This is a genomic window from uncultured Alcanivorax sp. (genome assembly GCF_947258575.1).
GTDB lineage: Bacteria > Pseudomonadota > Gammaproteobacteria > Pseudomonadales > Alcanivoracaceae > Alcanivorax.
This window is the reverse complement of sequence record NZ_CAMYIV010000005.1, coordinates 1-23890: the sequence shown is the minus strand read 5'-3', so window position 1 is coordinate 23890 and position 23890 is coordinate 1. Positions and strand designations below refer to the sequence as shown.

The following is a 23890-nucleotide window of genomic DNA, read 5'->3' as shown; positions in this document are numbered from 1 at the left end:
AAATTACCTCATGGAGTCAGAGCATTATCAAAACACTAGCGTTCATTGATGAATCGGGAAATACAGACTTAGATACTTCCAAGCGGGATGTGTCTAAGTATTTCATCGTGTGCGCAGTAGTCATAGATAATGATAAATTTGACTCATTAAGACATGAAGTTGAAACTATTCGTGCAAAGTACTTCCAAAAAGGGGAGATAAAGTCGAGCAGTGTTAGGGACAGGGATGGTCATGCGCGCAGAATAAAAATACTTGGCAGTATATTAGAACTAGATTTCAAGTTTTACGCAGTAGCTGTAGAGAAAGATGCTTTAGGCCGTGATGGAGGTTTCAAGTATAAAAGATCATTTTTAAAGTTTATTAATGGTCTTCTATACAAACAGCTATTTGAAAACTTCCCAAGTATTACGGTTTTTGCCGATGAGCATGGTGGTGACGAGTTCAAGCTAAGCTTTCAAAGATATATCGAAAAGAATCATAAACCAGATCTTTTCTGGGACTCTGAGTTAAATTTGGTTTCAAGTCATGACAATGTACTTGTCCAGCTAGCTGACTTTCTTGTTGGTACGCTTGCGAAGGTGTACGAGGACAAGTCCAATCAGGCGCTACTTGAAAGCTATAGGTCATTAATTAAGTCAAAGGCATTAGATGTAAAAGAATGGCCAACTAAACATCAGGCGTATTTCGAGCCCGACAGGACTAGCAAAGAGTATGATCGTTTCATTCATTATCATGCGCTTTCCAAGGCTGAAATATACATTGAAAAGCACCGTGAATATAATGACGAAGAGACAAGACTTCAGGTGTGTGTTTTAAGTCATCTAGTGTTCAATAGCCGACTCTCATCCGAAGATGGATATATAGCGACCAAAAGATTGCTTGAGCATTTACAAAGCTGTGGCTTTAGTAGTGTTACAGAGCAAGCCATCAGATCCCAAATTGTATCAAAACTGAGAGATAAAGATGTGCTAATAGCTAGCTGTAATCATGGGTATAAAATACCCAGTAGCTACTCAGATCTCTATGACTTTGTGGAGCGAGTAAATAGTCTAGTTCTTCCCTTATTAGAGCGCTTTAACAAGGCCAGGAATAGTTATTTAGTTGCTAGTAAAGGCGAAGTCGATTTGCTGAAGGGGCCAGAGTATCCTGAGTTGGCTGAATTCTTACATGCACTCAACAAATAATTTAACAAACCGCTTCAGTCTAACGGCGGATGCTACGCGCCTTTTGCGTTATTCGCTGGCGCTGAGTAACGAGGATCAGGTCTTCCCCCGTGCCCCAAGTAGCAACAGGCAAAACCTGACCCCCAATGCCCCTATTTCCGAGTCATCTACTCGAAAAATGTCCAGGCCAGCACCCGGGCAACCTTGTTCCCCTGCTTCATCTCAATTTCCCGCACCTCAACGGCGCCGACCTTCAGCATCAATTTCTTCAACGGCCTGACATTGCCGGCTTTTGATACCAGGCTGGTAAACCAGCGGCATTGCGATGAACACACCTGACTTTCTCTTATCATTTTCTTGAGAAACAACAGTTCGCCGCCCTTGCACCAAAGCTCAGCGCCCTGCCCACCAAAGTTTAGATTCGACGCCTTTGTTTTCGCCTTTTCCTCACCGCGATTGCGCGCCAGGTTAGAGACCTTACGTTGGCTACTTTTCAGTGCCTCATCCTGCGAGGCATGGAAAGGCGGGTTGCATACACTGACATCGAAATACTCATCCGGCTGTATGATGCCTTCAAAAATATGGTTCTTGTCGGTTTGGGTGCGCAGGGTAAAACGTTCTTTGAGATCGGCATTGCTGTCGATAATCGTGCCCACATTTGCAAGCGACAGGGGGCTTATATCACTGCCGACGCACTGCCAGCCGTAAATCCGGCATGCCAGTAGCGGGTAGATGCCGTTTGCGCCAGTGCCGATATCAAGCAGTCTGATGTCGCTATTTTCAGGCCCAACCAGATCCGCAATGTAATGGATATAGTCAGCCCTGCCAGGAATGGGAGGGCAAAGTGCACCGTCCGGAATATCCCAATCGGCAATGTTGTAGTATCGGTTTAGTAACGCGGCGTTGAGTGCCTTGACTGCCAACGGGTTTGAGAAATCGATGGAAAGATCGCCGTAAGGGTTCGGCTTCACATGGGGGGCCAACGCCGGGCAACTTGTTACCAATGCAGGAAAATCATAGCCCTGATTGTGTAAATTCCGCGGGTGCAGACCCTTAACCGACCTGGACGGGCTTTTCTGACTTCGATGGCGGGTCTTTACAGTCATAGGCTTGAGGCGTGGGATCAGCATTATAGTAGATAAGCATTATCCCGTGATTATAATGTTTTTATGTGTCTCGGGCATAATCGACTGTCAGGGTGTTGCGGCAAGCCCGAAGCGATTAAAACAATGCACCACTGGTTCTCTTCGCAATAACGAACAGACTCGGATCAACCTATCACTATGAACATCATCAATATCGCAGACACCGTCATGAACCGCGCTGCCCGCTATCACGAGCATCGCGTTGAAGGCCTGGAGCACATCCCAGCCAACGGGCCGGCCCTGATTGTGGTGAACCATTCCCTGGCCACCTATGACAGCGGCCTGCTTGCTGCTGCGATCAAGGCCAAACTGGGGCGAGATGTGTGGCTGCTGGGTGATCGCTATATCTTCAAGGTGCCGGTATTACGCGATATGGCGACCGCTTACGGTTTCGTTGAGGGCTCACAGCACAATGCGGAAAGCCTGTTGCGTGATGGCGAGCTGGTATTGGTAGCGCCGGGCGGCATGCGTGAAGCACTGCGGCCCAGCAGCCAGAAATACCAGCTGGATATCAGTGACAGAAAAGGGTTCGCAAAGCTGGCCATGCGTACCGGCGCCCCGGTGATTCTTTCCGCCTGCCCGGCGGCAGATGACATTTATCACGTGGTATCGAACCCGGTGACCGACTGGGTGTACAGCCGCTACAAACTGGCCGCCCCGGTTATTTTTGGCAAGTACGGCACCATCATTCCCAAGCCGGCCAAACTGGTTCACTATCTGAATGTGCCCATGTCACCGCCTGACAATGGCACAGACGAGGACCCTGAAGCCGGTGATGCCTTTCATGCCGCGCTGGAAAGTCGCCTGCAGGAAATGCTCACGGAACATGCGAGCACCTGAAAGACTCAACGTCAGAACCCGGGATAACCATGCAAAAAAACGTTGCCGTTTTCGGCACCCTCCGCTTCCCGCCTGAATCCATGGGCGCCGTCAGGCCGCACCTCAAAACCTTTGTCGATGCCACGCGCAGCCAGGATGGCTGCATTGCCTACGATGTGGCGGAAGATCTGTTTGATCCCGGCCTGATTCGCTTTTCCGAGCTTTGGCCAGACAATAACTCCCTGGATGCGCATCTGGTAGCGCCGCATATTGCGCCATGGCGGGAGGCGGCAAAGCAGCTCGGGCTGATGGAGCGGGCGTTTACGGCTTACGATATTCAGGGTGCCAGGTCGGTATAGGCGGGTTACCTGGACTTGATCGCCTGCGCGCCTGTAGCTCCGCCGTTATTCGCGATGCGAGCATCGGTTATTCGCTTCGCTCAGCCTGCGACCCGCCTTGCAGGCGTTACTCCGCTGCGCTCCGTTCCCACAAAATTCTAAAAGCAGCAACCTTTAGGGGCTCGTGGACATTGCAGCAGCATGAGAGATTTTCTCTTACATCACTCCTCACTGTTTTCCCGAAAAAACGACGGCGCCACGCCGGTCCAGCGTTTGAAGGCGCGGCGGAAGTTGGCGGTGTCGCCGTAGCCCAGGGTGTAGGCCAGTTCCTGAATGGTCATGTGCTGGCTTTTCAGGTATTCCATGGCCAGGGCGTGGCGGACTTCGTCGAGGATTTCCTGGAACGAGGTGCCTTCATCCAGCAAGCGCCGGTGCAGGGTTCGCGGAGTCATGTGCAATATGCGGGCGGTGACGGTGAGTGAGGGGAAGTTCACCTGCTTGGCCAGCATCAACCGGCGCACCCGTGCTGACACAGAGACATCCGATACCAGGTTCTGCAATTCCCGCTCGCAGAGTTTTTCCGCATGCTCGAAGGCGGCCGGGTCCGCGGTTCTCAGTGGCTGATCCACCCCATTCAGCGGCAGGGACAGACCGGTCCAGCCCTGGTTGTAGCGAACCGGACAGCGGAACAGGGATCGAACCAGTTCCCGGTCGAAGGCTTCGGCAAAGGTAAAGCTGGCCTGGGCCACCTGACAGTTGCCCAGGGTGATGAAGTCCAGCACGTTCTTTACCGCCACCACCACGGCGCCCAGCAGGAAGGGCCCCACCTCACCCAGCGGCAGCAATTCCCGGATCTGCAGGTTGAGGTATTTGCCATCCACCTGATGGCTGACCATGACCAGGTTGATGCGCAGGGGGATAAAGCGCTCCAGCAATTCCACCACCTGGCGGACAGAGCCGCTGTTCATGGCCGCATAGCCGACCATGCCGTGATTATTGATGCGTAGCCGCTCACCCACCATCAGGCCCAGGGCCGGCTCCCCGGTGATCGCTTCCGCTTCCAGAAACAGGGCACGGACCACCTCCCAGGGAACGCTGGCATCCGCCTGTTCAAGATCGGCCAGTGACAGGTCATGGGCCGCCAGCCAGGGGGCAACGTCGATCCCCATCTCGGTCAGCTGGTCTGCCACTTGGCGGAGATAGTTGATGGAGAGTGCCCATTCCATCGGCTGGTTCATGACCGGCAAAACCTGAAAATTCGCATTGTCAAAAAATGACCCCCATCTGTCTACAGACAACCTACCCTAGCACCGGACGCATATCTAGCATCGATCTCCACGGTTCGAACCCCGAGCACTACAAACGAACAGTAAGGCAACAAAGCACAAAAAAACCTTACTGATGGGTTGCCTTTCACCAGGGAGAACGTCATGACATATGCAAAACAATTAATTATTTTTCTCGTGGTTTCCATGGCACTGGTTGCCAACAGCGCCCATGCCAGCATCAGCAACAACCGCACGCTTTGCGTGTTCGACCTTGTCGGTGCCAACGGCGATTTCTACGGCATCATGAAGGACTTCAAGACCGCCGCGCTTGGCTGGGGCGTGGACATTGAACTGAAGCCCTATACCGACGAGAAGATCGCCGCCGAGGATTTGAAGGCGAAACAATGCGATGGCGCCCTGCTTACCGGCATCCGTGGCCGTCAGTTCATCAGCTATACCGGCAGCATGGATTCCATCGGCGCCATTCCCGATTACGATGCCATGCGCATGGTGGTGTCGATCCTGGCCAGCGGTAACCCCAAGGTGAATCCACACCTGGTGTCCGGGCCCTATGAGTTCGGCGGCCTGGTGCCCATGGGCGCAGCCTATCTGTTCGTGAAGGACAACAGCATCGATACGGTGGAAGAACTGGCGGGCAAATCCATTGCGGTGCTGGAATACGATGTGGCCGAGGCGAACATGGCTAAGCGTGTGGGCATGTCGCCGGTGATGTCGGATATCACCAATTTTTCCACCCGTTTCAATAACGGTTCCGTGGATACCTGCTTCGCGCCCATCTTCGGTTATTCCGCCCTGGAACTGTACAAGGGTATGCAGCCGGACGGCGGCATCATTGATCTGGTACTCGGCCAGTTGAGTGCACAGCTGATTCTTCGCAAGGATCTTTTCCCAGCAGGCTTTGCCGACCAGTCGCGTAAATATCTGGCCGGTCAATTTGACCGTGCTATGCGCATCATCAACAACGCCGACGGCGAAGTAGATGAAAAATGGTGGATCAATATTTCTGACGCAGAAACCACCCGCTATGACGAAATGTTTCGCCAGGCTCGCATCGATCTTGCCAATCAGGGTGTGTACGACAAGGACATGATGAGCCTGCTGCGCAAGGTGCGCTGCAAGGGCAATCCGTCCCGCGCGGAATGCGTCAATCCCGTCGAGTGATCTGATCGATTATTTCTTTTCTTTCAACGTCATCTTGCAGTGATCTGCACAGCATTATGAGAGGCAATATCATGTTGGAAAAACTCAATCCCGATACCTTATTGCGTTTGAAAAAATGGGGCTACCTGGCCTGCTGGATGCTTTTTCTTCCCATGGTGCCGTTTTCCGCTCTGGTGGGTCGTGAGCAGGGCACCCAGAATCTCTGGGCCTGGATGATCCTGGCAGTGTTCTTCATTCTGGTGCCGGTGGTGGATTACCTGGTTGGCAAAGATCCGGTGAACCCGGATGAAGAAAAACAGGTTCCCGAACTGTCGCAGGACAAGAGCTACCGCGCCCTGCCCCTGCTACTGGCCGTGGCCTGGCTGGGCCTGTTGTTCTATGCCGGCCATGTGTTCGTCAGCAATGACTATTCCTGGGCCGGAATGCTCGGCTGGATCATGTCCATCGGCCTGCTTGGCGGCATGATCGCCATCAACCTGGGCCACGAGCTGATTCACAAGGACCCCAAGGTGGAAAACTGGATGGGCGGCCTGCTGTTGTCGTCGGTGACCTATGGCGGCTTCAAGGTGGAGCATGTGCGTGGCCACCATGTGCATGTGTCCACCCCGGATGATGCGTCTTCCAGCCGCTATAACCAGTCTCTGTATGATTTTCTTCCCAAGGCGTTTGTGCGAAATTTCAAGAATGCCTGGCGCCTGGAAAAGCAGTATCTGGAACGCAAGGGCAAGAACAACATCAGCATCCATAACGAACTGATCTGGTGGTACAGCATCTCCTTCCTGTTCGCGGTGGCCTTCGGTGTGCTGTGGGGCTGGCAGGGTGTGCTGTTCTTTGTTGGCCAGAGTTTCTTTGCGGCGCTGGCGCTGGAGATCGTCAACTACATCGAGCATTACGGTCTGCACCGTCGCCAACTGCAAACCGGTCGCTATGAGCGGGTCACCCCCGCGCATAGCTGGAACTCGAATTTCCTGATCACTAATCTGGTGCTGTTCCAGCTGCAACGCCATAGCGATCACCATGCCTACGCCAAGCGTCGTTACCAGGTGCTGCGCCACTATGACGAGAGCCCGCAGCTGCCCGCCGGCTATTCCGCCATGATGCTACTGGCCATGGTACCGCCACTGTGGAAAAGCGTGATGAACCCGCGGGTGGAAGCCTACTATCAGGGTGAGCTGGATCAGCTGTTCCGCGAAGGCCCGCGTATCAACAATATTGCCTAACCATGACACCGGTGGGCGGCGATGTGCTGCCCACCAGCGCCCTTTGCTGGCGTGCGGCATAGATAGCCCAATACTGTCCGACCAGATCACCGCCCGCTCTTGAAAATATTCCCCTAATCCTTATCTTTTGGGTCGCCGACAATTCTGTCGGCCACTTGTATTACGAACCCGACGCACCTGCCAGCGGCCCAGCCCCGTGGCCCGCTGGCGGCTGCATTTCTGTCTGGTTCATGTCTGCAACTAACGCCTTACCGCAGGCGGTTTCTGAACGGTGGATTAGATCGCGGAGGTGATTTGATGTCAGCGCAGAACCTGACTTGCCTGGCCACGACTCAGGCCGACCCCTACCCCACCCGGCTGCAGCAGCACCCGGAAAAACCTTGGCACGAGCGCCGGGAACAAACGGTAAAAGGCCGCCATCTGCCCGGCCCATTAACGGAACATCAGCTTGATCATTTTGAGAAAAACGGCTTTCTTTTCGAGCCCGGTTTTCTGCCGGCTGACGAGGTGGCCACGCTGACCGAGGCAATGAACGATCTGCTCAACCGGGATGACTACCGGGACAAACCTTTCACGATCACCGAACCGGGTAGCCAAAAGATCCGCTCCGTGTTTGCCGTGCACTTTCTGCACCGGGCATTCCAGCACCTGGCCCGCGAGCCGCGCCTGACCCAACGGGTGGAGCAGATCCTCGGTGGTGGCCACTATGTGCATCAGTCCCGCATCAACTACAAACCGGGCTTCAAGGGCAAGGGATTCAACTGGCATTCGGATTTTGAAACCTGGCATGCAGAAGACGGCATGCCAGAGATGCATGCGGTAAGCGCCTCCATCATTCTGACGGACAATCACCTGTTCAACGGCCCGCTGATGCTGATCCCCGGCTCACACAAACACTTCATTCCCTGTGTGGGCCCTACACCACAGGAGCATCACAAGCAGTCACTGAAGACCCAACAGATTGGCGTGCCTTCTGAACACGCACTGACAAAAATGATCGACCGCTATGGCATCGAGGCCCCCACCGGCCCGGCGGGCAGCCTGTTGCTGTTTGACTGCAACACCCTGCACGGTTCCAACGCCAATATGTCACCGGACCCGCGCAGCAATGTGTTCTTCGTTTTCAACCGGCGTGACAACGCCTGCCATAAACCTTATGCAGCCAGAAAACGGCGCCCGCGTTTTCTTGGGCATGATCCGGATCGGCTTTGGCAAGCGGACGATAGTTAACAGTGAACAGTTAACAGCGAAAACAAAAAAGGCCGCAGCCCGATTTGGGCGCGGCCTTTATCATTTCAGTTGGAGTGACGCTCTCTCGCGCGCTGTTAACTATTCACTGTAAACTGTTAACTGCCTTACTCCTTGTGGCGAAAGAAGCGCTGGATACTGGAGAAATCCTTGTCCGCATAGCCGTGATTACCATGGGCGGCATACAAGGACTTGGCCAGGTTACCCATGGGGGTCGCCGACTGGGTGCTCAGTCCCGCTTGTAGCGCCAACCCCAGGTCCTTGTTCATCAGCTTCACCGCAAAGCCGCCTTCGTAGTCTTTGGATGACGGGACGTTTTCCATGACGCCGGGCCAGGGGTTGTACTTGTCCAGGGACCAGTTGTCGCCGGAGCTGGCTTTCATGATCTCGGACAGGACCGCCGGGTCCAGGCCGTGGTCGGCGCCCATCTGCAGGGCTTCGGCGGTGCCGATCATGTGGATGGCCAGCAGCATGTTGTTGCAGATTTTAGCCAGCTGGCCAGCGCCGTTGTCTCCGGCACGGAACACCTGGGCGCCCATGCATTCCAGTACCGGTCGGGCCCGGTCGATGGCGTCGCTGGGGCCGCCACAGATAAAGGTGAGCGTGCCGGCCTTGGCACCGCCGACACCGCCTGACACCGGCGCATCGATCATCTCCCTGCCCTGCTCTCTGGCAATAGCAGCCACGTCACGGGCGGTGTCTGCATCGATGGTGGAGCAGTCGATGATCAAGGCGCTTTTATCAATGTGCGACAGCACACCTTCGTCGCCCAGGTACAGACCACGAACCGCACCCGCTGACGGCAGCATGCTGACAACCACGTCGACTCCGGCGACAGCGTCAACCGCACTACTCGCCGCCTTGGCACCTTCCTTAACGACGATTTCCAGCAAGGCGGGCATCAGGTCAAACGCCACTACCTCATGGCCAGCCTTTACCAAATTGGCCGCCATAGGCCCACCCATATGACCGACACCGAAGAATCCGATTTTCATTGTTATCTCTCCCTCGTATTTTATTGCTGTAGGAGCGGCGCTCTCTGTGCTCTGCGAGTATGAGCCGCGAATGAAACTTGCACGGCTTTCGCGAGCAGGTTCGCGGCTCGCACTCGAGGAGCACAGAGAGCGCCGCTCCTATGGTGATTTTTCTCTTATAAAAACGATAAATCTTTCAGTACATTTCGCGCGATAATCACGCGCATGATTTCGTTGGTGCCTTCCAGAATCTGGTGCACCCGCGCATCACGCACGTAACGCTCCAGCGGATACTCACTGATATAGCCGTAGCCGCCATGCAGTTGCAGTGCCTGGTTGCAGACGTTGAAACACAGGTCCGTTGCCAGGCGTTTTGCCATGGCGCACAGCATGCTTTTGTCGCTGTGATTCTGATCCAGTTTCCAGGCGGCCAGGCGCACCATCTGCTGGGCTGCCACCAGCTCTGTGGCCATATCTGCCAAAGTAAATTGCACGGTCTGGAAATCACCAATGGCCTGGCCGAATTGTTTGCGTTCCTGCACGTATTGCTGAGCCTGGCGCAGGGCCGCCTGGGCGGCGCCCAGAGAGCAGCTGGCGATATTGATACGCCCGCCATCCAGACCGGCCATGGCGATGCGAAAGCCCTGCCCTTCTTCACCGATCAGGCAGTCGCCCGGAATGCGTGCGTCTTCCAGAATCACCGCCCGGGTGGGCTGGCTCTTCCAGCCCATCTTGGCTTCGTTGCGACCATAGCTGACGCCGGGAGCATCCGCCGGCACCGCAAAGCAGGAAATGCCGCCGGCACCGGGCCCGCCGGTGCGCGCCATCAACACCAACACATCGGTATCGCCGGCGCCGGAAATAAACGCCTTGGCGCCGTTCAACACATAATCATCGCCGTCTTTTTTCGCGGTGGTACTTAACGAGGCCGCATCGGAACCGGCACCCGGTTCGGTGAGGCAGTAGGACGCCAGCTTTTCCCCGCTCATCAAATCGGCCGCCCAGCGGGCCCGGATAACATCGCTGCCGAAACGGGTGAGCATCCAGGTGGCCATATTGTGGATGGTGATGAAGGCGGTGGTGGAGGTGCAACCCTGGGAGAGTTGTTCAAAGATCAACGCCGCATCCAGCCGGCTCAATCCCATGCCCCCGTGCTCTTCATCGCAGTACAGGGAACAGAACCCCAACGCGCCGGCTTCGCGAATGGCGTCTTTGGGGAAGAGGCTTTTGGCATCCCATTCTGCGGCAAACGGCGCCAGTGCTTTTTCAGAAAACTGTCTAGCCGTTTCGCGGAAAGCGATTTGTTCTTCTGTGAAAGAAAAGTCCACGACGTTTTGTCACCTTTATCGTGATTTCTTCGCCATGCGAGCATGGCTCCTACAGTATTTTTTTACCACAGAGGGCGCAGAGTTCACCGAGAAAAATAATTTCATGTTTTCTTTATAGCTTTCAGAAAATCGGAAACTTTTTCCGTTATCTTCTACGCCTGAAGAAAAATGAATCTAAAAACCCTCTGTGCCTCAGTGCCCTCTGTGGTGAAAATTTATTTCAAATTAATGCTCATGTTCGGCCCAGCGGCAACCGGGATATCCGAATCGAACCAACGGCTGGTGACGGTTTTGGTTTCCGTATAGAAACGCACGCCCTGTTTGCCGTACGCGTGCTGGTCACCGTAGAACGAGCCTTTCCAGCCGGTGAAGCTGAAGAACGGCAGCGGCACCGGAATCGGCACGTTGATACCCACCTGCCCCACTTCCACTTCGTGCTGATATTTCCGCGCGGCGGCACCGCTGGCGGTAAAGATGGAGGTGCCGTTGCCATAGGGGCTGTTGTTGACCAGTTCCAACGCCTCATCCAGCGAATCCACGCACACACAGCACAATACCGGGCCGAAAATTTCTTCCTGGTAAATCGCCATGTTGGCAGTCACATCGGTAAACAGGGTCGGCCCGACCCAGTTGCCATCAGGCAGGCCTTCCACGGTGCAATCGGAGCCATCCAGCAGACAGGTGGCACCCTCCTGCTTGCCCTGCTCGATCATTTTCAGCACCCGCTGTTTTGCCGCCGGACTGATCTGCGGGCCATAGGCCGCATCCGGATCGTTCCAGGCACCGGGACGAATCTGCCCAAACTGGCTGGCCAGCTCATCGATCCATTCTTTTGAATCGCCCACGAACACCGCCACGCTGATGGCCATGCAGCGCTGGCCTGCCGCCCCGCAGGACGACCCCACCAGGCTGCTGACCACCTGATCCTTGTTGGCATCGGGCATGATCACCATGTGGTTCTTGGCACCGGCAAAACACTGCGCGCGCTTCATGTTGTCGGTGGCGGTGCGGTACACGTGCTGACCCACCGGCACCGAGCCCACAAACGAGACGGCCTTGATGTCGGGATGTGTGAGCAGGGTATCTACCTGTTCCTTGCCGCCGTGCACCACCTGCAACAGGCCCGGCGCCGCGCCGGCTTCCTGGAACAGTTCCGCCAGACGGGTCGGGGTCATCGGATCCTGCTCGGAGGGCTTGAGCACAAAGGTGTTACCCGCGGCGATGGCCAGCGGAAACATCCACAGGGGAATCATGGCCGGGAAGTTGAACGGGGTAATCCCCGCGCACACACCCAGCGGCTGGGTCCAGGAATGGGTGTCGATGCTGCGCGCCACGTTCTCAACAGTTTCGCCCATCATCAGCGAAGCGATGTTGGCGGCCTGCTCAGCCACTTCGATGCCACGCCACACGTCCCCTTTGGCATCCTCGAAGGTTTTGCCGGTTTCCTGGCTAAGGATTTCAGCAATCTCGTCGTGATGCTCTTTCAACAGCGCCTGATAACGCAGCATCAACCGGGCACGCTCGGAGACCGGTACTTCTTTCCAGGTCTGGAACGCCGCCCTACCCGCCGCAATGGCCTGCTCCATTTCCTCGCCAGTGGCCGCCGGGGCTTCACACAGAATGTCCTGGGTGGCCGGGTTGGTCACAGGAATCCATTGGTCGGTCTGGCTGGCGACGAATTCGCCATTAATCAGCAGGGGCAGACGACGGGTCATGACAGCTCTCCACGCAAGTATTGTCGGTATGGGTCCCTTTGTAGCACAGGGATTGAGCGATAGAGATAGCCACTTTTGACTTGAATGGACTATATTGCGGTTTATGAGCCTTTCGACGACAACCGGTCACCACCCGGCGGAAACCTCCCGCTGGCCCCTGCCCGACACCGGTCAGCGCACCGTGATTCCGCCGGCGGTGCTGGCCACCATGACCGCACACCCCCTCTGTCGCGGCTGCCTGCCCCATGGCGTCGGCTACTACCCCCATGCCGGTGGACACCGCATGCTGCGGGCGCAGCCGGCAGATGATCTGTTGATTTACTGCGTCGCAGGTCAAGGCCAATTACAGGTCAATGGCCAGACGTTGCCGGTCCTGGCTGGTGACCTGTTGCTGCTGCCGGCGGGCCTTGCGCATCACTACCAGGCGGATGACAGCGACCCCTGGAGCATTTACTGGGTGCACCTGGGTGGCGATGAAGCGCCGCGTTATTTTGACGAAATTGCCGGGGACAGCCCTGAGCGTTACCGGGTAACGGTGGGGGTGCATTCGCGGTTGGCGGAGGAATTTCAGGCCCTGCTCGCCGCCGTCACCCGGGTGCAGCCGGAGCACCTGGTCTATGCGGCCAACCTGTTGCGCAGCCTGCTGGCCTTCGCCGCGCTGATGCGCCGCCAGCACACCACCCGCCACGCGTCTCTGGATATCAACCGGGTCAACAGCTACCTGCAAACCGCCCTCACCCGCCGGCTCAATCTTGACGAACTGGTGGCCGCCACCAGTGCGTTATCGCGCTACCACTTTATTCGCGAATACAAACGCCAGACCGGGCAAACACCCATGCAGGCGTTCCAGCGCATCAAGGTCAGCCATGCCTGTTATCTGCTGGATATCAGTGACGATACCGTGGCGCAGATAGCCTCTTGGCTCGGCTATGACGACCCCTATTATTTTTCGCGATTGTTTAAAAAAGTGATGGGCATTTCGCCGCAGGGGTATCGTCGGGAGCGGGGGCATTAGGACGATGGTGGGCTTGAATCAAAAGCACTTTCAGCGCAGGGCCCACGGCGCTTTTTCATTCTTTAACACGCCAACGGATATGTAGGGTGCACTGAGCCTAAGCGAACTGCACCTTTTCCGCGCTTGATGGTGCAGTTCGCCTTAGGCTCAGTGCACCCTACGGTAATTGGCGGAAATTAAATCAATGTTTAGGAATGATTTTTTATTATTTTTTTAAAATCAGGTGCGGCTTGACCAGGTCATGGTCATCACGTCGGCATGGTTTTCACACTGGAAAACATAGGCGCAACCGTAATCTCCAAACCAGAAGGGTAGGGTGTCCGTGGAATCCAGCTGCATAACAAAATGCATTTTTTTCTGGCAACAGGGACACTCCGGATAGTCCGCATGTTGAACCCAGTGTGGCCAGCCCAGCAGTTTGTCGCCGGCCCGTGGGGCAGGGCGGTGGGCATGGAGCAGGGCGAGGGTGCCATCGGGCAGGTCATCGTTGATCGCCACGGTTTCCTGCTGATCGGGGAAATCGTTGTGTCGGCTCCAGCCAGTCAGGGATTGCTCGGGGAAGGCATCAGGAATGGTCACCGGCAGGGCATCGAAACCGTGGGTCTGGTCGCGGGGAATCACCCGTGTCATTGAAGCCTCGGAGAAAGGCAAATGGGCCTGACCGAGTACTTCGCATTCCTCTTCCATGTTGGTGCAGTAAAACACCTGCAGAACACCATCTCCGAAAGGCTGCCCTGCGTCCGCCGGCAGATCGCCGGAATCCAGTTGCACGAACAGCTGCATGGGCTGATGACAATGCCCGCAACAGGGCCAGGATTCGTCCGGCCTGAGCAAAGGCAGGCCACCAAACTTGGAGCGCGCACCGGGCACAGCAGGCCCCACCCGGGGCCGCCAGGCGGACCGGGACAAGGGAGCAAGCTTGAGTTTGATTTCTTCGGGCAGCATGAAACGTCCTCGTTCGATCGTTTCAGCTTGCCCAGACTCTCGTGTCAGAGCAATGAACACCCTTCGCAAATCTGCCACCAGGGCGGTTTTGCTGACTGAGCGGAATGCAAAAAAAGGCATTTAATAGTGAATAGTTAACAGTGAACAGTTCGCGAATCACCGCTGTCTTGTCTATAACGCCCCTGCCCGCGCGCAAAGCTGGGTGCGCGGCCCCTGGCCTTGAAAACCGGAACCCACGCCAAACCGCGTCGCTGTTAACTGTTAACCGCCCTCAAACTGCTCCATCTGCCAGCGCGCGAACGCCTGCTGCGCCTGTTCCAGCTGCTCGATCAGCCGTTGGCGTTTGCCGGGTTCGAACTTGCGGTTGGCCAGGGATTGCAGGGTCTTGTGCAGGCGTTGGCGGTCCTTGCGGTCCATGTGCTCCAGCCAGTGTTCGCCGGCGTCTTTTACCGCCAGCACGTCGCGGCCGGCGTGGTTGCGCTGGCTCACTTCGTAGCTGTGCACCAGGGCACGGCCCAGTACCACGTAGGCGAACTGGGGGTCTTTCAGGGGGCCGTAGACCGCTTCGCGGAAGCCGCCGCTGAGGGGCCCCAGTTTCAGGCGGGTGAGTTTGTCGCCGTAGTAGTAGCTGCCGGCAGCGCCGAGCAGGCCGCCGATAAGGGCGCCAGTGCCCAGGGAATGTCCCAGGGTCACCGCATCCAGGCCGGCGCCGCCCACCGCACCGGCGCCGAAACCGGCGGCGGCCAGCTGGGTCTTGCTGATGCCCCAGAGCTGGCGGGTGCGTTCGCTGAACAGGTCGCCATCGTCCGGGGTGAGCAGGTCACTTTCCTGCCGTTGCAGGCGACGATGCTGGTAGAGGTCTTCCACCCCTCGACGTAGCCGCTGCTCCCGCTCGCGCTGCCAGTTCTGCCAGCGTTGGCGGAGCTTGGGCAACAGCGGCTTGGCGGGCTCGTGTTCGCCCAGACGGGTGCTTTCCTGATGGCCGAGCATGTCGATCAGGGCATCGGCGATGTGCTCCAGGGCCTGGCTGTCGCGACCGAATTTGAGGGCCTGCAGGTATTCCAGGGCCGCATCCAGCGGTTCGCGCCAGTCCGGTGCCAGTTGCCCGAAGCTGCGCAGCAGGTCCAGGTGCTTTTCGAAAGGGGCGTGGACCGCGTCGAAGCGACGCACGATCTGGAAGTACTGGCCCAGGGCCGCTTCCCAATCGGCACTGTGATCGTCGCTGCCGATCTGGTTGATCAGCGCCAGGCTGGCCCGGCCGGTCCAGCGCAGGATGTTCATTTCCGCTTCGTGTTCGCGGTTGTAGGGCACCGAGCCATCTACCACATAGATAATGCCGGCGCCTTCCACGATGGGCCGCAGCAACTCGCATTCGTCGTGATAGCGCGGATCATCCCCATGCTGGGTGACGAAGGCCGCCACCGTTTCCGGGCGGTCGGAGGCGGACAGGCTGTGGCCCTGCAGCCAGGCCAGCACCTTGCGCGGGCGCTGGAAGCCGGGGGTGTCGATAAGCTCGTAGAGGGTGACGTCGTCCACTTTCATGGGGTAACGGTGGCTGTCACGGGTGGTGCCCGGCTCCATGGCGATGGCAATGGAGTCGTTCTGGGCCAGGGTGGCCACCACGCTGGACTTGCCCTTGTTGGGGTGGCCGACCACGGCAAAGCGGGGCTGTTGTTGGGCCGTTTCGTTCATGGTTGTTCCTGTTCCCGGGGGGCGCACAGCAGCAGTTGGCTGTCACCCTGGCGGTCCACAAAGCGCTGCCACTGGGCCAGCAGCCCGGCATCGGTGAGCGCGGCGCCCTGTTCGTCCGCCAGCGGCACCAGGGCCAGCAGGGTGGCGGCGGGCCAGTGGTCGCGGGCATCGACAATGAAATCGCTGAGTTCACCGGTGGGCGGCTCCCAGCCCCGGGTGATCAGTAGCACCGGTTGATTGCGGGCGCCGGTCTGTTCCAGCACCTGGGCATCCTCATCCAGGGAATTGTTACCTCCGGCACGGCGCTGAAGCGGCGCCGGGTCGCGACTGAGTCGAGGCAACAGCGAAGCGGCCTCCATGGCCGCGCCGGCCCAGTGGATCAGGGTGGCGCTGTCCGGCAGGGGTGACAGTACCGTTTGCGCCGCCGCCGGGGCGGGCTGGGTTTCTTCCTGGCCACGGGTTTCCACCCAGGGGGTCTCGAAGCGGTAGAACAGCCCCTGCCAGCCCGGGTGGGCGCGCAGGGCCCGGCCTGCCTGCCAGCGCAATTGCAGGGCCGCCAGCATCAGCAGGAGCAATCTGGGTAGCAGCACATAGACCAGCCACAGCATCAGCACAAAGGGCCACCAGGTGCCCAGCAGGGCTGGATTGTCAGCAGGGGTATCCGCAAGCCGGTAGAACTGCGATGCATTCACCAGCTCCGCCGAGGGTACCGCTGCCGGCCACAGGGTCTGCCAGGGCTGAGCCAGGGCCGCCACCATCTGGTGATAGCCGTCGGCGGAGGTCTGCAGGGTGGTGCTCCAGCCGAAGGCCAGATCCTGCACTACCACCAGGGCCAGCAGGGTAAGCAGGCCGCTGATGGCAAATAACAGGCCGCCGGTGTGAGCGATGCGGGCACACAGGGCCGGGCGTAAGGGCGCCAGCGGATCGTCGCCCTGGCGCGGCCCCAGCAGGCTGCCCCAGGGCTGCCAGCCCAGCCAGGCCTGCAGGCTGGTAAACAGGGCCAGCAGCAGTTGCAGGGCCACCAGGCCGATCAGCAGGGTCAGGTTGATCTGCCGGCTGCCGTCATACCAGAGCAGGCCCAGCATGAAGCCCACCCCCAGCAGCGCGCCCAGGCCGGCAAACACCCAGCGGGCCTGGCGCCAGTGGCGCAGGCGCGGGTCGGCGCCGGATTCACGGCGCTGGCCGTTCAGGGCATGCAGGGCCGCCAGCCAGGCGGGCACGGTGAGCGGCTGTTTGTGTTCTTCCTGCTGCTGGGCAAAGCGACGGTCGCGGCGGTGCAGAAAGGCGTGGCTCTGTTGCACATCGCGACGGTACTGGTCGTCAAAATCCAGCAGCAGGGTCAGGGCCTTGGGCAAGGGGCGACCTCGAGGTTAGTTGTCGTCCGGGGCAGCGGCCGGTTTCGGAAGCTGTTTGGGCGAGGTGTATTTCACCCCGTCGGTGGCGCAGGCACCACAGGCATTACCGTATTCGCCGAGGATGCCACCTTGCTCGTCATAGCCGAAGGCAGGGCGGTAATCCATGGTACAGGCTTGGGGCGGATCATCCGGGCAAGTCGTGGTGCCTTCCGGCAACCCGGCGGGGTAGTCAGTGTCGTACTGGGTGGCGCAGGCGGTAACCAGCAAGGCAAAAGCGGGCACAACCAGGGCAACAGCTTTCATTGACGATCTCCTGAAATTTTCCGTCACCGGCAGGTGACGGCACACCTTGTGAACCCCAAGGATAGATAAAGTTCGCGTCCGGCGCATGCTTCGTATCTATTGAGGCTACAGCATCTGCAAAAAACCTTTTACCACAGAGGACACAGAGGCACTGAGAAAAACCATTTCATGCTTTCTTTATGGCATGCAGAAAACGTCAACCTTTCTCGTTTTGCTGCGGCAAAAAAAAGCAAAACCTGAACCCCTCTGTGACTCTGTGCCCTCTGTGGTAAAAATGGGTTTTCTACCCGGGCTTCACCCAGTAATTGCGTCTCTCGCAACCGCACCCGCCAGACCGTAAACTGCTTTCCCGCTCTTTTTACTCTTTATGAGGTTTCCATGGCGTCCACTATCGACTGGCGAAACATTCCCGCCGCTATCTGGCGTGGCCGTTCCGGCACCCTGCGACCGGTGAGCCGGCCGGACCCGGTGCGCCTGGACGATCTGCTCGGCATCGATACCCAGAAAGCGAAAATCCTGCAGAACACGGAGCGCTTTCTGCGCGGCGAGCCTTGTAACCATGTGCTGCTGTGGGGCAGCCGGGGCACCGGCAAATCGTCCATCGTCAAGGCGCTGCTAAACGAGTTCACGCCGCGCGGGCTGCGAGTGATCGAGGTGGACAAGGATGACCTGCAGGATCTGCCGGACATCGTCGATGATATCCGCGAGCGCAGTCAGCGCTTTATCGTCTACTGCGATGACCTGTCGTTTGAAGACGGGGAAAACCAGTACAAGCACCTGAAAAGCGTGCTGGAGGGCTCCCTGGAACTGCCGCCGGAAAATGTGCGCCTGTACGCCACCAGCAACCGCCGCCATCTGGTGCCGGAATACATGAAGGACAATGAACAGAGTCAGGTGGTGGGCCGGGAGATTCATCACGGCGATGTGGTGGAGGAGAAGATCTCCCTGTCCGATCGCTTCGGGCTGGCGTTAAGTTTTTATCCGATCAGCGAGCCGCAGTATTTCGAGATCGTCGATCATTTGTTTGGTGAAGTGGCGGACCGGGATCAATTACATGTGCGCGCCCGGCGGTTTTCCATGGAGAAAGGCGTGCGCTCCGGGCGCACGGCGCGGCAGTTTTATAATCAGTTTGTGGGGGAGTTTTAAGAGCGAGCTGCAAGCTACAAGCCGCAAGCCGCAAGCTGCAACGCGGATCACCTCTTTCTGTATCTTCAAGGATAGAGGCCGCGCCCAATGTGTGGTCGCGGCCTCTATGGTTCGTGAATGCACTGTTCCTTATCGCGTTGTAGCTTGCGGCTTGAAGCTTGTAGCTGAATCACAACCGCTGGACAGTAGCGTCGCAGATGGCGTTGACGGCCTTGCGGGCGGCGGGGATAACGCCGCCCATGGTGAGGAAACCGTGGACCAGTTGCGGGTAATCCAGTGAGGTGACATCCACCCCTGACGCCCGCAGCTTTTCGCCGTATTCCAGCCCTTCATCGCGCAACGGGTCAGTGGCGGTGATCAGGAGCGTCGACGGCAGGCCGCTCAGGTCCGGGTTACGCAAGGGCGAGACGCGGTAGTCTTCGACCAGTGCCGGGTCCTGAATGAACTGGGCACGGAACCAGGTCAGCAAGGCCAGATCTAGCCCGAAGCCCTGCCCCAGGGTCTGCACCGACGGGTGCTTGAGGGCGCCGTCGGTGGTGGGGTAGATCAGCACTTGCAGGGCGGGCAGGGCCAGGCCGGCCTGTTTAGCCTGCTGGCAGACCACGGTGCTGAGATTGCCGCCAGCACTATCGCCCATTACCGCCAGCCGCTGCGGGTCCAGCCCCATGGCAGCGGTGTTATCGAGCAGCCAGCGCCAGGCAGCCAGGCAGTCATCGGCCGCCGCTGGAGACGGATGTTCCGGGGACAAGCGGTAATCCACACTCAACACCACCGCATTGGTGCGGTCGGCAATGTAGCGGCACAGACGGTCATACTCGTCCACGCCACCCACGGTGAAACCGCCGCCGTGCATGAACATGATGGCCGGCGCTACCCGCGGTGCCAGGGCCGGGCGATAACGCCGCACCCGCATCTGGCTGCCATCGTCCAGCGACACCTGGTGATCCACCACCACCGGCAATGACACCGGCGCCACATCCAGCAGATTGATGACGTCACGGTACAGGCGGCGAGCCTGTTCCACGGTGCCACTGTCCAGCGTCGGCTTGGCGGCGCTGAGCGCCAGCAGGAAGCGCAGGCGGGAATCCAGATGGGAGCGGCTGTGGGTTTCCAGGCCGGCGGACAGCTTGTCCAGCACGGCACCGGGCAGGCTCATCAGGGCGCGCACCGCGCCACGCTCGAATACTGCAGGATTCATCGATTTTCCTCTCTGTCACTGCCGCCTTTCACCGTGTTGTGTGAAGCAGGCAGCATGAAGCGTCACTAAAAATACCACTCCAGACCGCCTTCGATGCCGGTCACGGTGATGTAATCCTTGTCCACGTACTGCATGTACTGGAGCGTCAGCCCCAGATTGAAACTGGTGCGCACGCCGACACCGGCGCCAAAGGCCAGGCTGGTGTCGTCGTTGCGCGAGACATCATCGCGGCAGCGTGTTGCATTGCAACGGCGCCGGTTGGTTTTCACCTTCACATCGGCAATCCCCGCAAAACCCTGCACGAAGAATTCATCCACATAGGCATCCACGACGGGCAAGGTGATCGGCGACTGGAACGGCAGCCGGCCGGTGGCCAGCAGGGCGCCGATGTGATCTACCGTGTAATCCACCTTGTTGCGGCTGTTCTCTGCCCGCCAGGTATCGCCAGAGGGCGCCACGGCGGCGCGCAACTCTACCCCCCAGTGCGGGTCGATCATGCCACCCAGGCGCACGCCCACCCCGGTGGGGGTCAGCTCACGGCTGTCGTAATCCAGGGTGATATTCATCAGGTTGCCGGCCACATAGCCGAAACGCTGGTCCTGATAGTGCGCCACACCGTCCGCCTGGCTGGTGGCAGCAAACAGCAGACCAAAAAACAGAATCCCGTAACGCATGGCAAGTCGTCCTTTTTGTTATTGTTGGAGATGCGTCGTCATTTTCATGACGTTATACCATTGCTCGCCCGCAGAGTCCGGTCATCTGCGGCCTTTTTGCCGACAAGGAAACCCATGTCCGTTTATACGCCGCTCAGTCACAGTCAGCTTGCCACCGTTCTGGATAGTTACGGCTACCGGCTGCTGGATTTCCGGGCGGCCAGCCACGGCATCGAGAACAGCACCTTCCTGATCGAAGCAGAGGATCGCCACCAGCAGCCCGCGCCACTGGTGCTGACGGTTTTCGAAACCCTGGACCACGACGCCCTCGCCCCCTATCTGGTGCTGCTGGCTAACCTGGCCGGGCAGGACCTGCCGGTCCCCGCACCGCTGACGAACCATGACGGCGAGCACCAGATCACGGTCGCCGGCAAGCCGGCGGTGCTGATGCCTCGCCTGCCCGGCGAGCATGATTTTGCCGTGGATCTGGACCGCTGCCGGCAGGTGGGCACGCTCCTGGCACGGCTGCATCAATGTGATACCGGCCCCCTGCACACCCTGCCCAATGAACGTCAGCGGCTGAAGACGCTGGCCGCTCAGCTGAGCCAGCTGCCGGAGGAGCACCGCGAGGGAGCCGCGGCATTATTGAGCGACTGGCAGGCACGCCCCGCCGGCACCACCCTGATCCACGGCGACCTGTTCCGCGACAATCTGCTCTGGCAACAGGGCCGCATCAGCGCCCTGCTGGACTTCTACAACGCCTGCCTGGATTACCCGGAATACGATCTGGCGGTGACCCTTAACGACTGGTGTGTGGACAGTCACGGCAAGCCGGTGGCAGAGCGGGAGCAGGCATTGCTGGAAGGCTATCGCGGCCATGGCGGCCAGCTGGATGACAGCCTGTTACTGGAAGCGCTGGCGGTGGCGGCGCTGCGCTTCTGGCTGTCGCGACTGGCCGGGCCGGTGTCGGCACACAGTGAGGGGCAGGGCAGCAAGGACCCGGAGGAGTTTGCGCGGATTTTTCAGTGGCGGATTGAGGCGTTGGCGGGGTAAAGAGAGCTGCAAGCTACAAGCTACAACACGAGACAACGTGGCAGTAACCGCTGGGCCGTGCCCGCGCACATAGCTGGGAACGCGGCGACTGTAGTGCATGGATCGCTCGGCGATTTGTCGCGTTGCAGCTTGCCGCTGAAACCGTTATTCCGACCCGGACAGGATCAGGTGATTCAGGTGCGCCAGGTATTCTTCTTCCCGCCACAGCCAGTCGTAGGCCGGGCAGGCCAACGAGGTGGGGGTCATGGCTTCCACGCCCTGGGTGAGGGCGCTGACCACCATCATTTCGTGCAGGTCCGCCCAGCCCGTGGGCAGGCGACGCAGATCGCGGGGCTGGCGCACGAAGCCTTCACCGATCACCGGCTGCAGCCGCCGCAGGCGGGTAAAGGCCATGCGACGCTGTAACTGGTCTTCCATGCGCCGCTGCCAGTGCATACCACCGGCATCCAGTAATAACTGCTTCATCGGGCTGGCCAGACGCCGGGCCAGCACGGTCATGGGGACCGCCTCGCCACTGGCCAGCCGATAGCGCGGATCATCATCCAGCCACAGGCTGAAATCGAGAAAATCCAGCTCACTGGTATCCAGTTGCCGCAACTGCTCGCTGATCCGAGTGGTGGTGCTCAGACCGATGGGCACGCTGGGAAACAGGGCGTGCAGGGCGCGGGGAATCTCCAGCAGATACGCTTCGATGCGCTCGGCGGCGCTGGCGGACCAGCGCTGCGGCAGAGGCCGGTCCGGGGAGCGGTTGAATACCCGGCGGGTAACGCCGTGGGCATAGGGCAGGGCGGGGAACTGGTGGCAGAAATCCACCCCGGCCACGTCATCCAGATACCCCCATTCCTGCACCAGCGCCAGGGTATCGCTCCACACCGCGATAAAATCTTCCGGGCGCCGCACAAAGGAACGACGGGCACGGCTGTCGTCCACAAAGCGGCTGCTGAACCACACCTTCAGGCCACGCTCGTGGGCGGATTGCAGCAGTTGCTGCAGGCTATGGCGAATCTTCACTTCCACCGGGTCATGGCCCGGTGCCTGCAGTTCGCAACGGTCCAGGTGGACGCCGTTTTCCGGGCAGGCAATCAGGTGGGGGCAAGGGTCCAGGCGCAGGGCATTGAAACCACGCTGCTGGGTTTCATCGAGCACTTTTTCCAGCGACGCAAAGGCGCCGTGACGAGTGTCACGGTCGAGCAGCCAGGATAGATCCCAGCAGGCCATCGCCAAGGGTTGTGCGCTATTTTGCTGTGCCATCCAGGCCCTGCACCCGTTTCAGATTAAGCGCTCCAGCATACCGTTTTCCCGGACGGCCTCAATGGCCCTGTGCCCGCCCGGTAATTTTTGACCCGCCTTGACACTTGATGGCGCTCACAAGCCGGTTTCCCCCCGGGTAAGGGAGCGCTATGATCGGGTTATGAAAAAAATAATGATTGCCCTGTTAATGGCCCCGGGCCTGGCCGTGGCGGCAGAACAATTGCCTGACTCTGCGCCACCGGATGATGATGCCCCACAAACCCGGGAGCAGATCCCCGCGCAGCCACTGAACGGCAGCGAGCTGGAGGCCATGTATCTGGAATCACCACGTGAGTTGGATACCAGTGATGAAAGCCGGGGCATGAATGCGGTCAGCCCTGAGAGTCGTTATCTGGAAGACGAACAGCAGGAGTTGCGCCAACGGCAGGCGGAAAACGTGCGCCCACCGGAGCTACGCGACAATACCCCACCGCCACCACCACCCACGTTGATTCCGATCCGGGAGCTTTAGGAGCTGCGAGTGACGAGCGGCGCGAACCGAGCCTTGGCGAGGATTGAGGGAGTAATGTAGGAGCGGCGCTTGAGCCGCGAACCGAGCTTAGCGAGGCGACAAAGATCAATCTAACCGCCATTCTTTCTGAAACCTGTCGAGCCCTGAGATTCCTGATCGCCCTGCGGTCGATTTCCGCGCAAGCGCGGTTCGCACCTCAAGAGGTGCTCCTACAGCGGCTTCGTAAGAAATGCCGAAGCCTTGGGAACTTTCCAACCTTTTCTTATCCATCGAGCGTAGCTCGTAGCTCGTAGCTCGTAGCTCGTAGCTCGTAGCTCGTAGCTCGTAGCTCGTAGCTCGTAGCTCGTAGCTCGTAGCTCGTAGCTCGT

At 58.6% G+C, this 23890-nt stretch carries 22 protein-coding genes; 10 read left to right on the top strand and 12 right to left on the bottom strand.

What is annotated here, in order from left to right:
• Positions 1-2: 2 nt before the first annotated feature.
• Positions 3-1184, top strand: a complete 1182-nt coding sequence (locus Q0Y02_RS05120) for a DUF3800 domain-containing protein (protein ID WP_366516909.1) — start codon at positions 3-5, stop codon at positions 1182-1184.
• Positions 1185-1330: 146 nt separating this feature from the next.
• Here Q0Y02_RS05120 and rlmF read toward each other — a convergent pair whose 3' ends face one another.
• Positions 1331-2269 (bottom strand): 23S rRNA (adenine(1618)-N(6))-methyltransferase RlmF, encoded by a 939-nt coding sequence (gene rlmF, locus Q0Y02_RS05115; RefSeq protein WP_297765305.1) that lies wholly within the window; start codon positions 2267-2269, stop codon positions 1331-1333.
• Positions 2270-2446: 177 nt separating this feature from the next.
• On the opposite strand from rlmF, the gene Q0Y02_RS05110 reads away from it, so the two are divergent.
• Entirely contained in the window at positions 2447-3148 is a 702-nt protein-coding gene (locus Q0Y02_RS05110) for a lysophospholipid acyltransferase family protein (RefSeq protein ID WP_297765302.1), read from the top strand.
• A gap of 29 nt (positions 3149-3177) precedes the next feature.
• The gene (locus Q0Y02_RS05105) at positions 3178-3486 is read left to right on the top strand and encodes a putative quinol monooxygenase (RefSeq protein WP_297765299.1); all 309 of its coding nucleotides are present in this window, start codon (positions 3178-3180) and stop codon (positions 3484-3486) included.
• 200 nt (positions 3487-3686) lie between these two features.
• Here the strand turns inward: Q0Y02_RS05105 and Q0Y02_RS05100 are convergent, their stop codons facing one another.
• A complete protein-coding gene (locus tag Q0Y02_RS05100; protein WP_297765296.1) occupies positions 3687-4703 on the bottom strand; it encodes an AraC family transcriptional regulator in 1017 nt (338 codons plus the stop codon).
• Positions 4704-4895: 192 nt separating this feature from the next.
• Here Q0Y02_RS05100 and Q0Y02_RS05095 point away from each other — a divergent pair, with 192 nt between their 5' ends.
• From Q0Y02_RS05095 to thpD, 3 genes are all read left to right on the top strand, one after another.
• The gene (locus Q0Y02_RS05095; protein ID WP_297765293.1) at positions 4896-5915 is read left to right on the top strand and encodes a putative solute-binding protein; all 1020 of its coding nucleotides are present in this window, start codon (positions 4896-4898) and stop codon (positions 5913-5915) included.
• A 71-nt stretch (positions 5916-5986) separates the two neighbouring features.
• Complete coding sequence (locus Q0Y02_RS05090; RefSeq protein WP_297765290.1) at positions 5987-7135, top strand: alkane 1-monooxygenase; 1149 nt, start codon at positions 5987-5989, stop codon at positions 7133-7135.
• A gap of 297 nt (positions 7136-7432) precedes the next feature.
• The gene (gene thpD, locus Q0Y02_RS05085) at positions 7433-8365 is read left to right on the top strand and encodes an ectoine hydroxylase (RefSeq protein WP_297765288.1); all 933 of its coding nucleotides are present in this window, start codon (positions 7433-7435) and stop codon (positions 8363-8365) included.
• A 125-nt stretch (positions 8366-8490) separates the two neighbouring features.
• On the opposite strand, the gene mmsB is transcribed toward thpD, so the two are convergent.
• From mmsB to Q0Y02_RS05070, 3 genes are all read right to left on the bottom strand, one after another.
• Positions 8491-9378: a 3-hydroxyisobutyrate dehydrogenase gene (gene mmsB, locus Q0Y02_RS05080; RefSeq protein WP_297765285.1), complete on the bottom strand. Its 888-nt coding sequence runs from the start codon at positions 9376-9378 to the stop codon at positions 8491-8493.
• Positions 9379-9533: 155 nt separating this feature from the next.
• Positions 9534-10685 carry an acyl-CoA dehydrogenase family protein gene (locus Q0Y02_RS05075; RefSeq protein ID WP_297765283.1) on the bottom strand — a complete coding sequence of 384 codons (1152 nt, stop codon included), beginning with the start codon at positions 10683-10685 and terminating at the stop codon, positions 9534-9536.
• A gap of 215 nt (positions 10686-10900) precedes the next feature.
• Entirely contained in the window at positions 10901-12400 is a 1500-nt protein-coding gene (locus Q0Y02_RS05070) for a CoA-acylating methylmalonate-semialdehyde dehydrogenase (RefSeq protein ID WP_297765279.1), read from the bottom strand.
• Between the two features lie 103 nt (positions 12401-12503).
• Between Q0Y02_RS05070 and Q0Y02_RS05065 the strand changes: the two genes are divergently transcribed.
• A complete protein-coding gene (locus Q0Y02_RS05065; protein ID WP_297765277.1) occupies positions 12504-13415 on the top strand; it encodes an AraC family ligand binding domain-containing protein in 912 nt (303 codons plus the stop codon).
• A 219-nt stretch (positions 13416-13634) separates the two neighbouring features.
• Here Q0Y02_RS05065 and Q0Y02_RS05060 read toward each other — a convergent pair whose 3' ends face one another.
• The 4 genes from Q0Y02_RS05060 to Q0Y02_RS05045 all read right to left on the bottom strand — a co-directional run bounded on the left by Q0Y02_RS05060 (position 13635) and on the right by Q0Y02_RS05045 (position 17710).
• Entirely contained in the window at positions 13635-14360 is a 726-nt protein-coding gene (locus Q0Y02_RS05060; protein ID WP_297765274.1) for a DUF1963 domain-containing protein, read from the bottom strand.
• Positions 14361-14621: 261 nt separating this feature from the next.
• On the bottom strand, positions 14622-16052 hold the full coding sequence (locus Q0Y02_RS05055) for a GTPase/DUF3482 domain-containing protein (protein WP_297765271.1): 1431 nt from the start codon (positions 16050-16052) through the stop codon (positions 14622-14624).
• Positions 16049-17407, bottom strand: a complete 1359-nt coding sequence (locus Q0Y02_RS05050; RefSeq protein WP_297765268.1) for a DUF2868 domain-containing protein — start codon at positions 17405-17407, stop codon at positions 16049-16051. The genes Q0Y02_RS05055 and Q0Y02_RS05050 overlap by 4 nt, the downstream gene beginning before the upstream one ends.
• 15 nt (positions 17408-17422) lie before the next feature.
• On the bottom strand, positions 17423-17710 hold the full coding sequence (locus Q0Y02_RS05045) for a hypothetical protein (RefSeq protein ID WP_297765265.1): 288 nt from the start codon (positions 17708-17710) through the stop codon (positions 17423-17425).
• Positions 17711-18088: 378 nt separating this feature from the next.
• Between Q0Y02_RS05045 and Q0Y02_RS05040 the strand changes: the two genes are divergently transcribed.
• Positions 18089-18856 carry an ATP-binding protein gene (locus Q0Y02_RS05040; RefSeq protein ID WP_297765262.1) on the top strand — a complete coding sequence of 256 codons (768 nt, stop codon included), beginning with the start codon at positions 18089-18091 and terminating at the stop codon, positions 18854-18856.
• Between the two features lie 169 nt (positions 18857-19025).
• On the opposite strand, the gene Q0Y02_RS05035 is transcribed toward Q0Y02_RS05040, so the two are convergent.
• Together Q0Y02_RS05035 and Q0Y02_RS05030 are read right to left on the bottom strand one after the other, a co-directional pair.
• Positions 19026-20054, bottom strand: coding sequence for an alpha/beta hydrolase (locus Q0Y02_RS05035; protein WP_297765258.1), 1029 nt, complete (start codon positions 20052-20054; stop codon positions 19026-19028).
• A gap of 65 nt (positions 20055-20119) precedes the next feature.
• A complete protein-coding gene (locus tag Q0Y02_RS05030; protein ID WP_297765255.1) occupies positions 20120-20728 on the bottom strand; it encodes an outer membrane beta-barrel protein in 609 nt (202 codons plus the stop codon).
• A 114-nt stretch (positions 20729-20842) separates the two neighbouring features.
• On the opposite strand from Q0Y02_RS05030, the gene Q0Y02_RS05025 reads away from it, so the two are divergent.
• A complete protein-coding gene (locus tag Q0Y02_RS05025) occupies positions 20843-21760 on the top strand; it encodes a homoserine kinase (protein WP_297765252.1) in 918 nt (305 codons plus the stop codon).
• 144 nt (positions 21761-21904) lie between these two features.
• On the opposite strand, the gene Q0Y02_RS05020 is transcribed toward Q0Y02_RS05025, so the two are convergent.
• The gene (locus Q0Y02_RS05020; RefSeq protein WP_297765249.1) at positions 21905-23011 is read right to left on the bottom strand and encodes a cellulase-like family protein; all 1107 of its coding nucleotides are present in this window, start codon (positions 23009-23011) and stop codon (positions 21905-21907) included.
• A 160-nt stretch (positions 23012-23171) separates the two neighbouring features.
• On the opposite strand from Q0Y02_RS05020, the gene Q0Y02_RS05015 reads away from it, so the two are divergent.
• Positions 23172-23522, top strand: a complete 351-nt coding sequence (locus tag Q0Y02_RS05015; protein WP_297765247.1) for a hypothetical protein — start codon at positions 23172-23174, stop codon at positions 23520-23522.
• Positions 23523-23890: the final 368 nt, after the last annotated feature.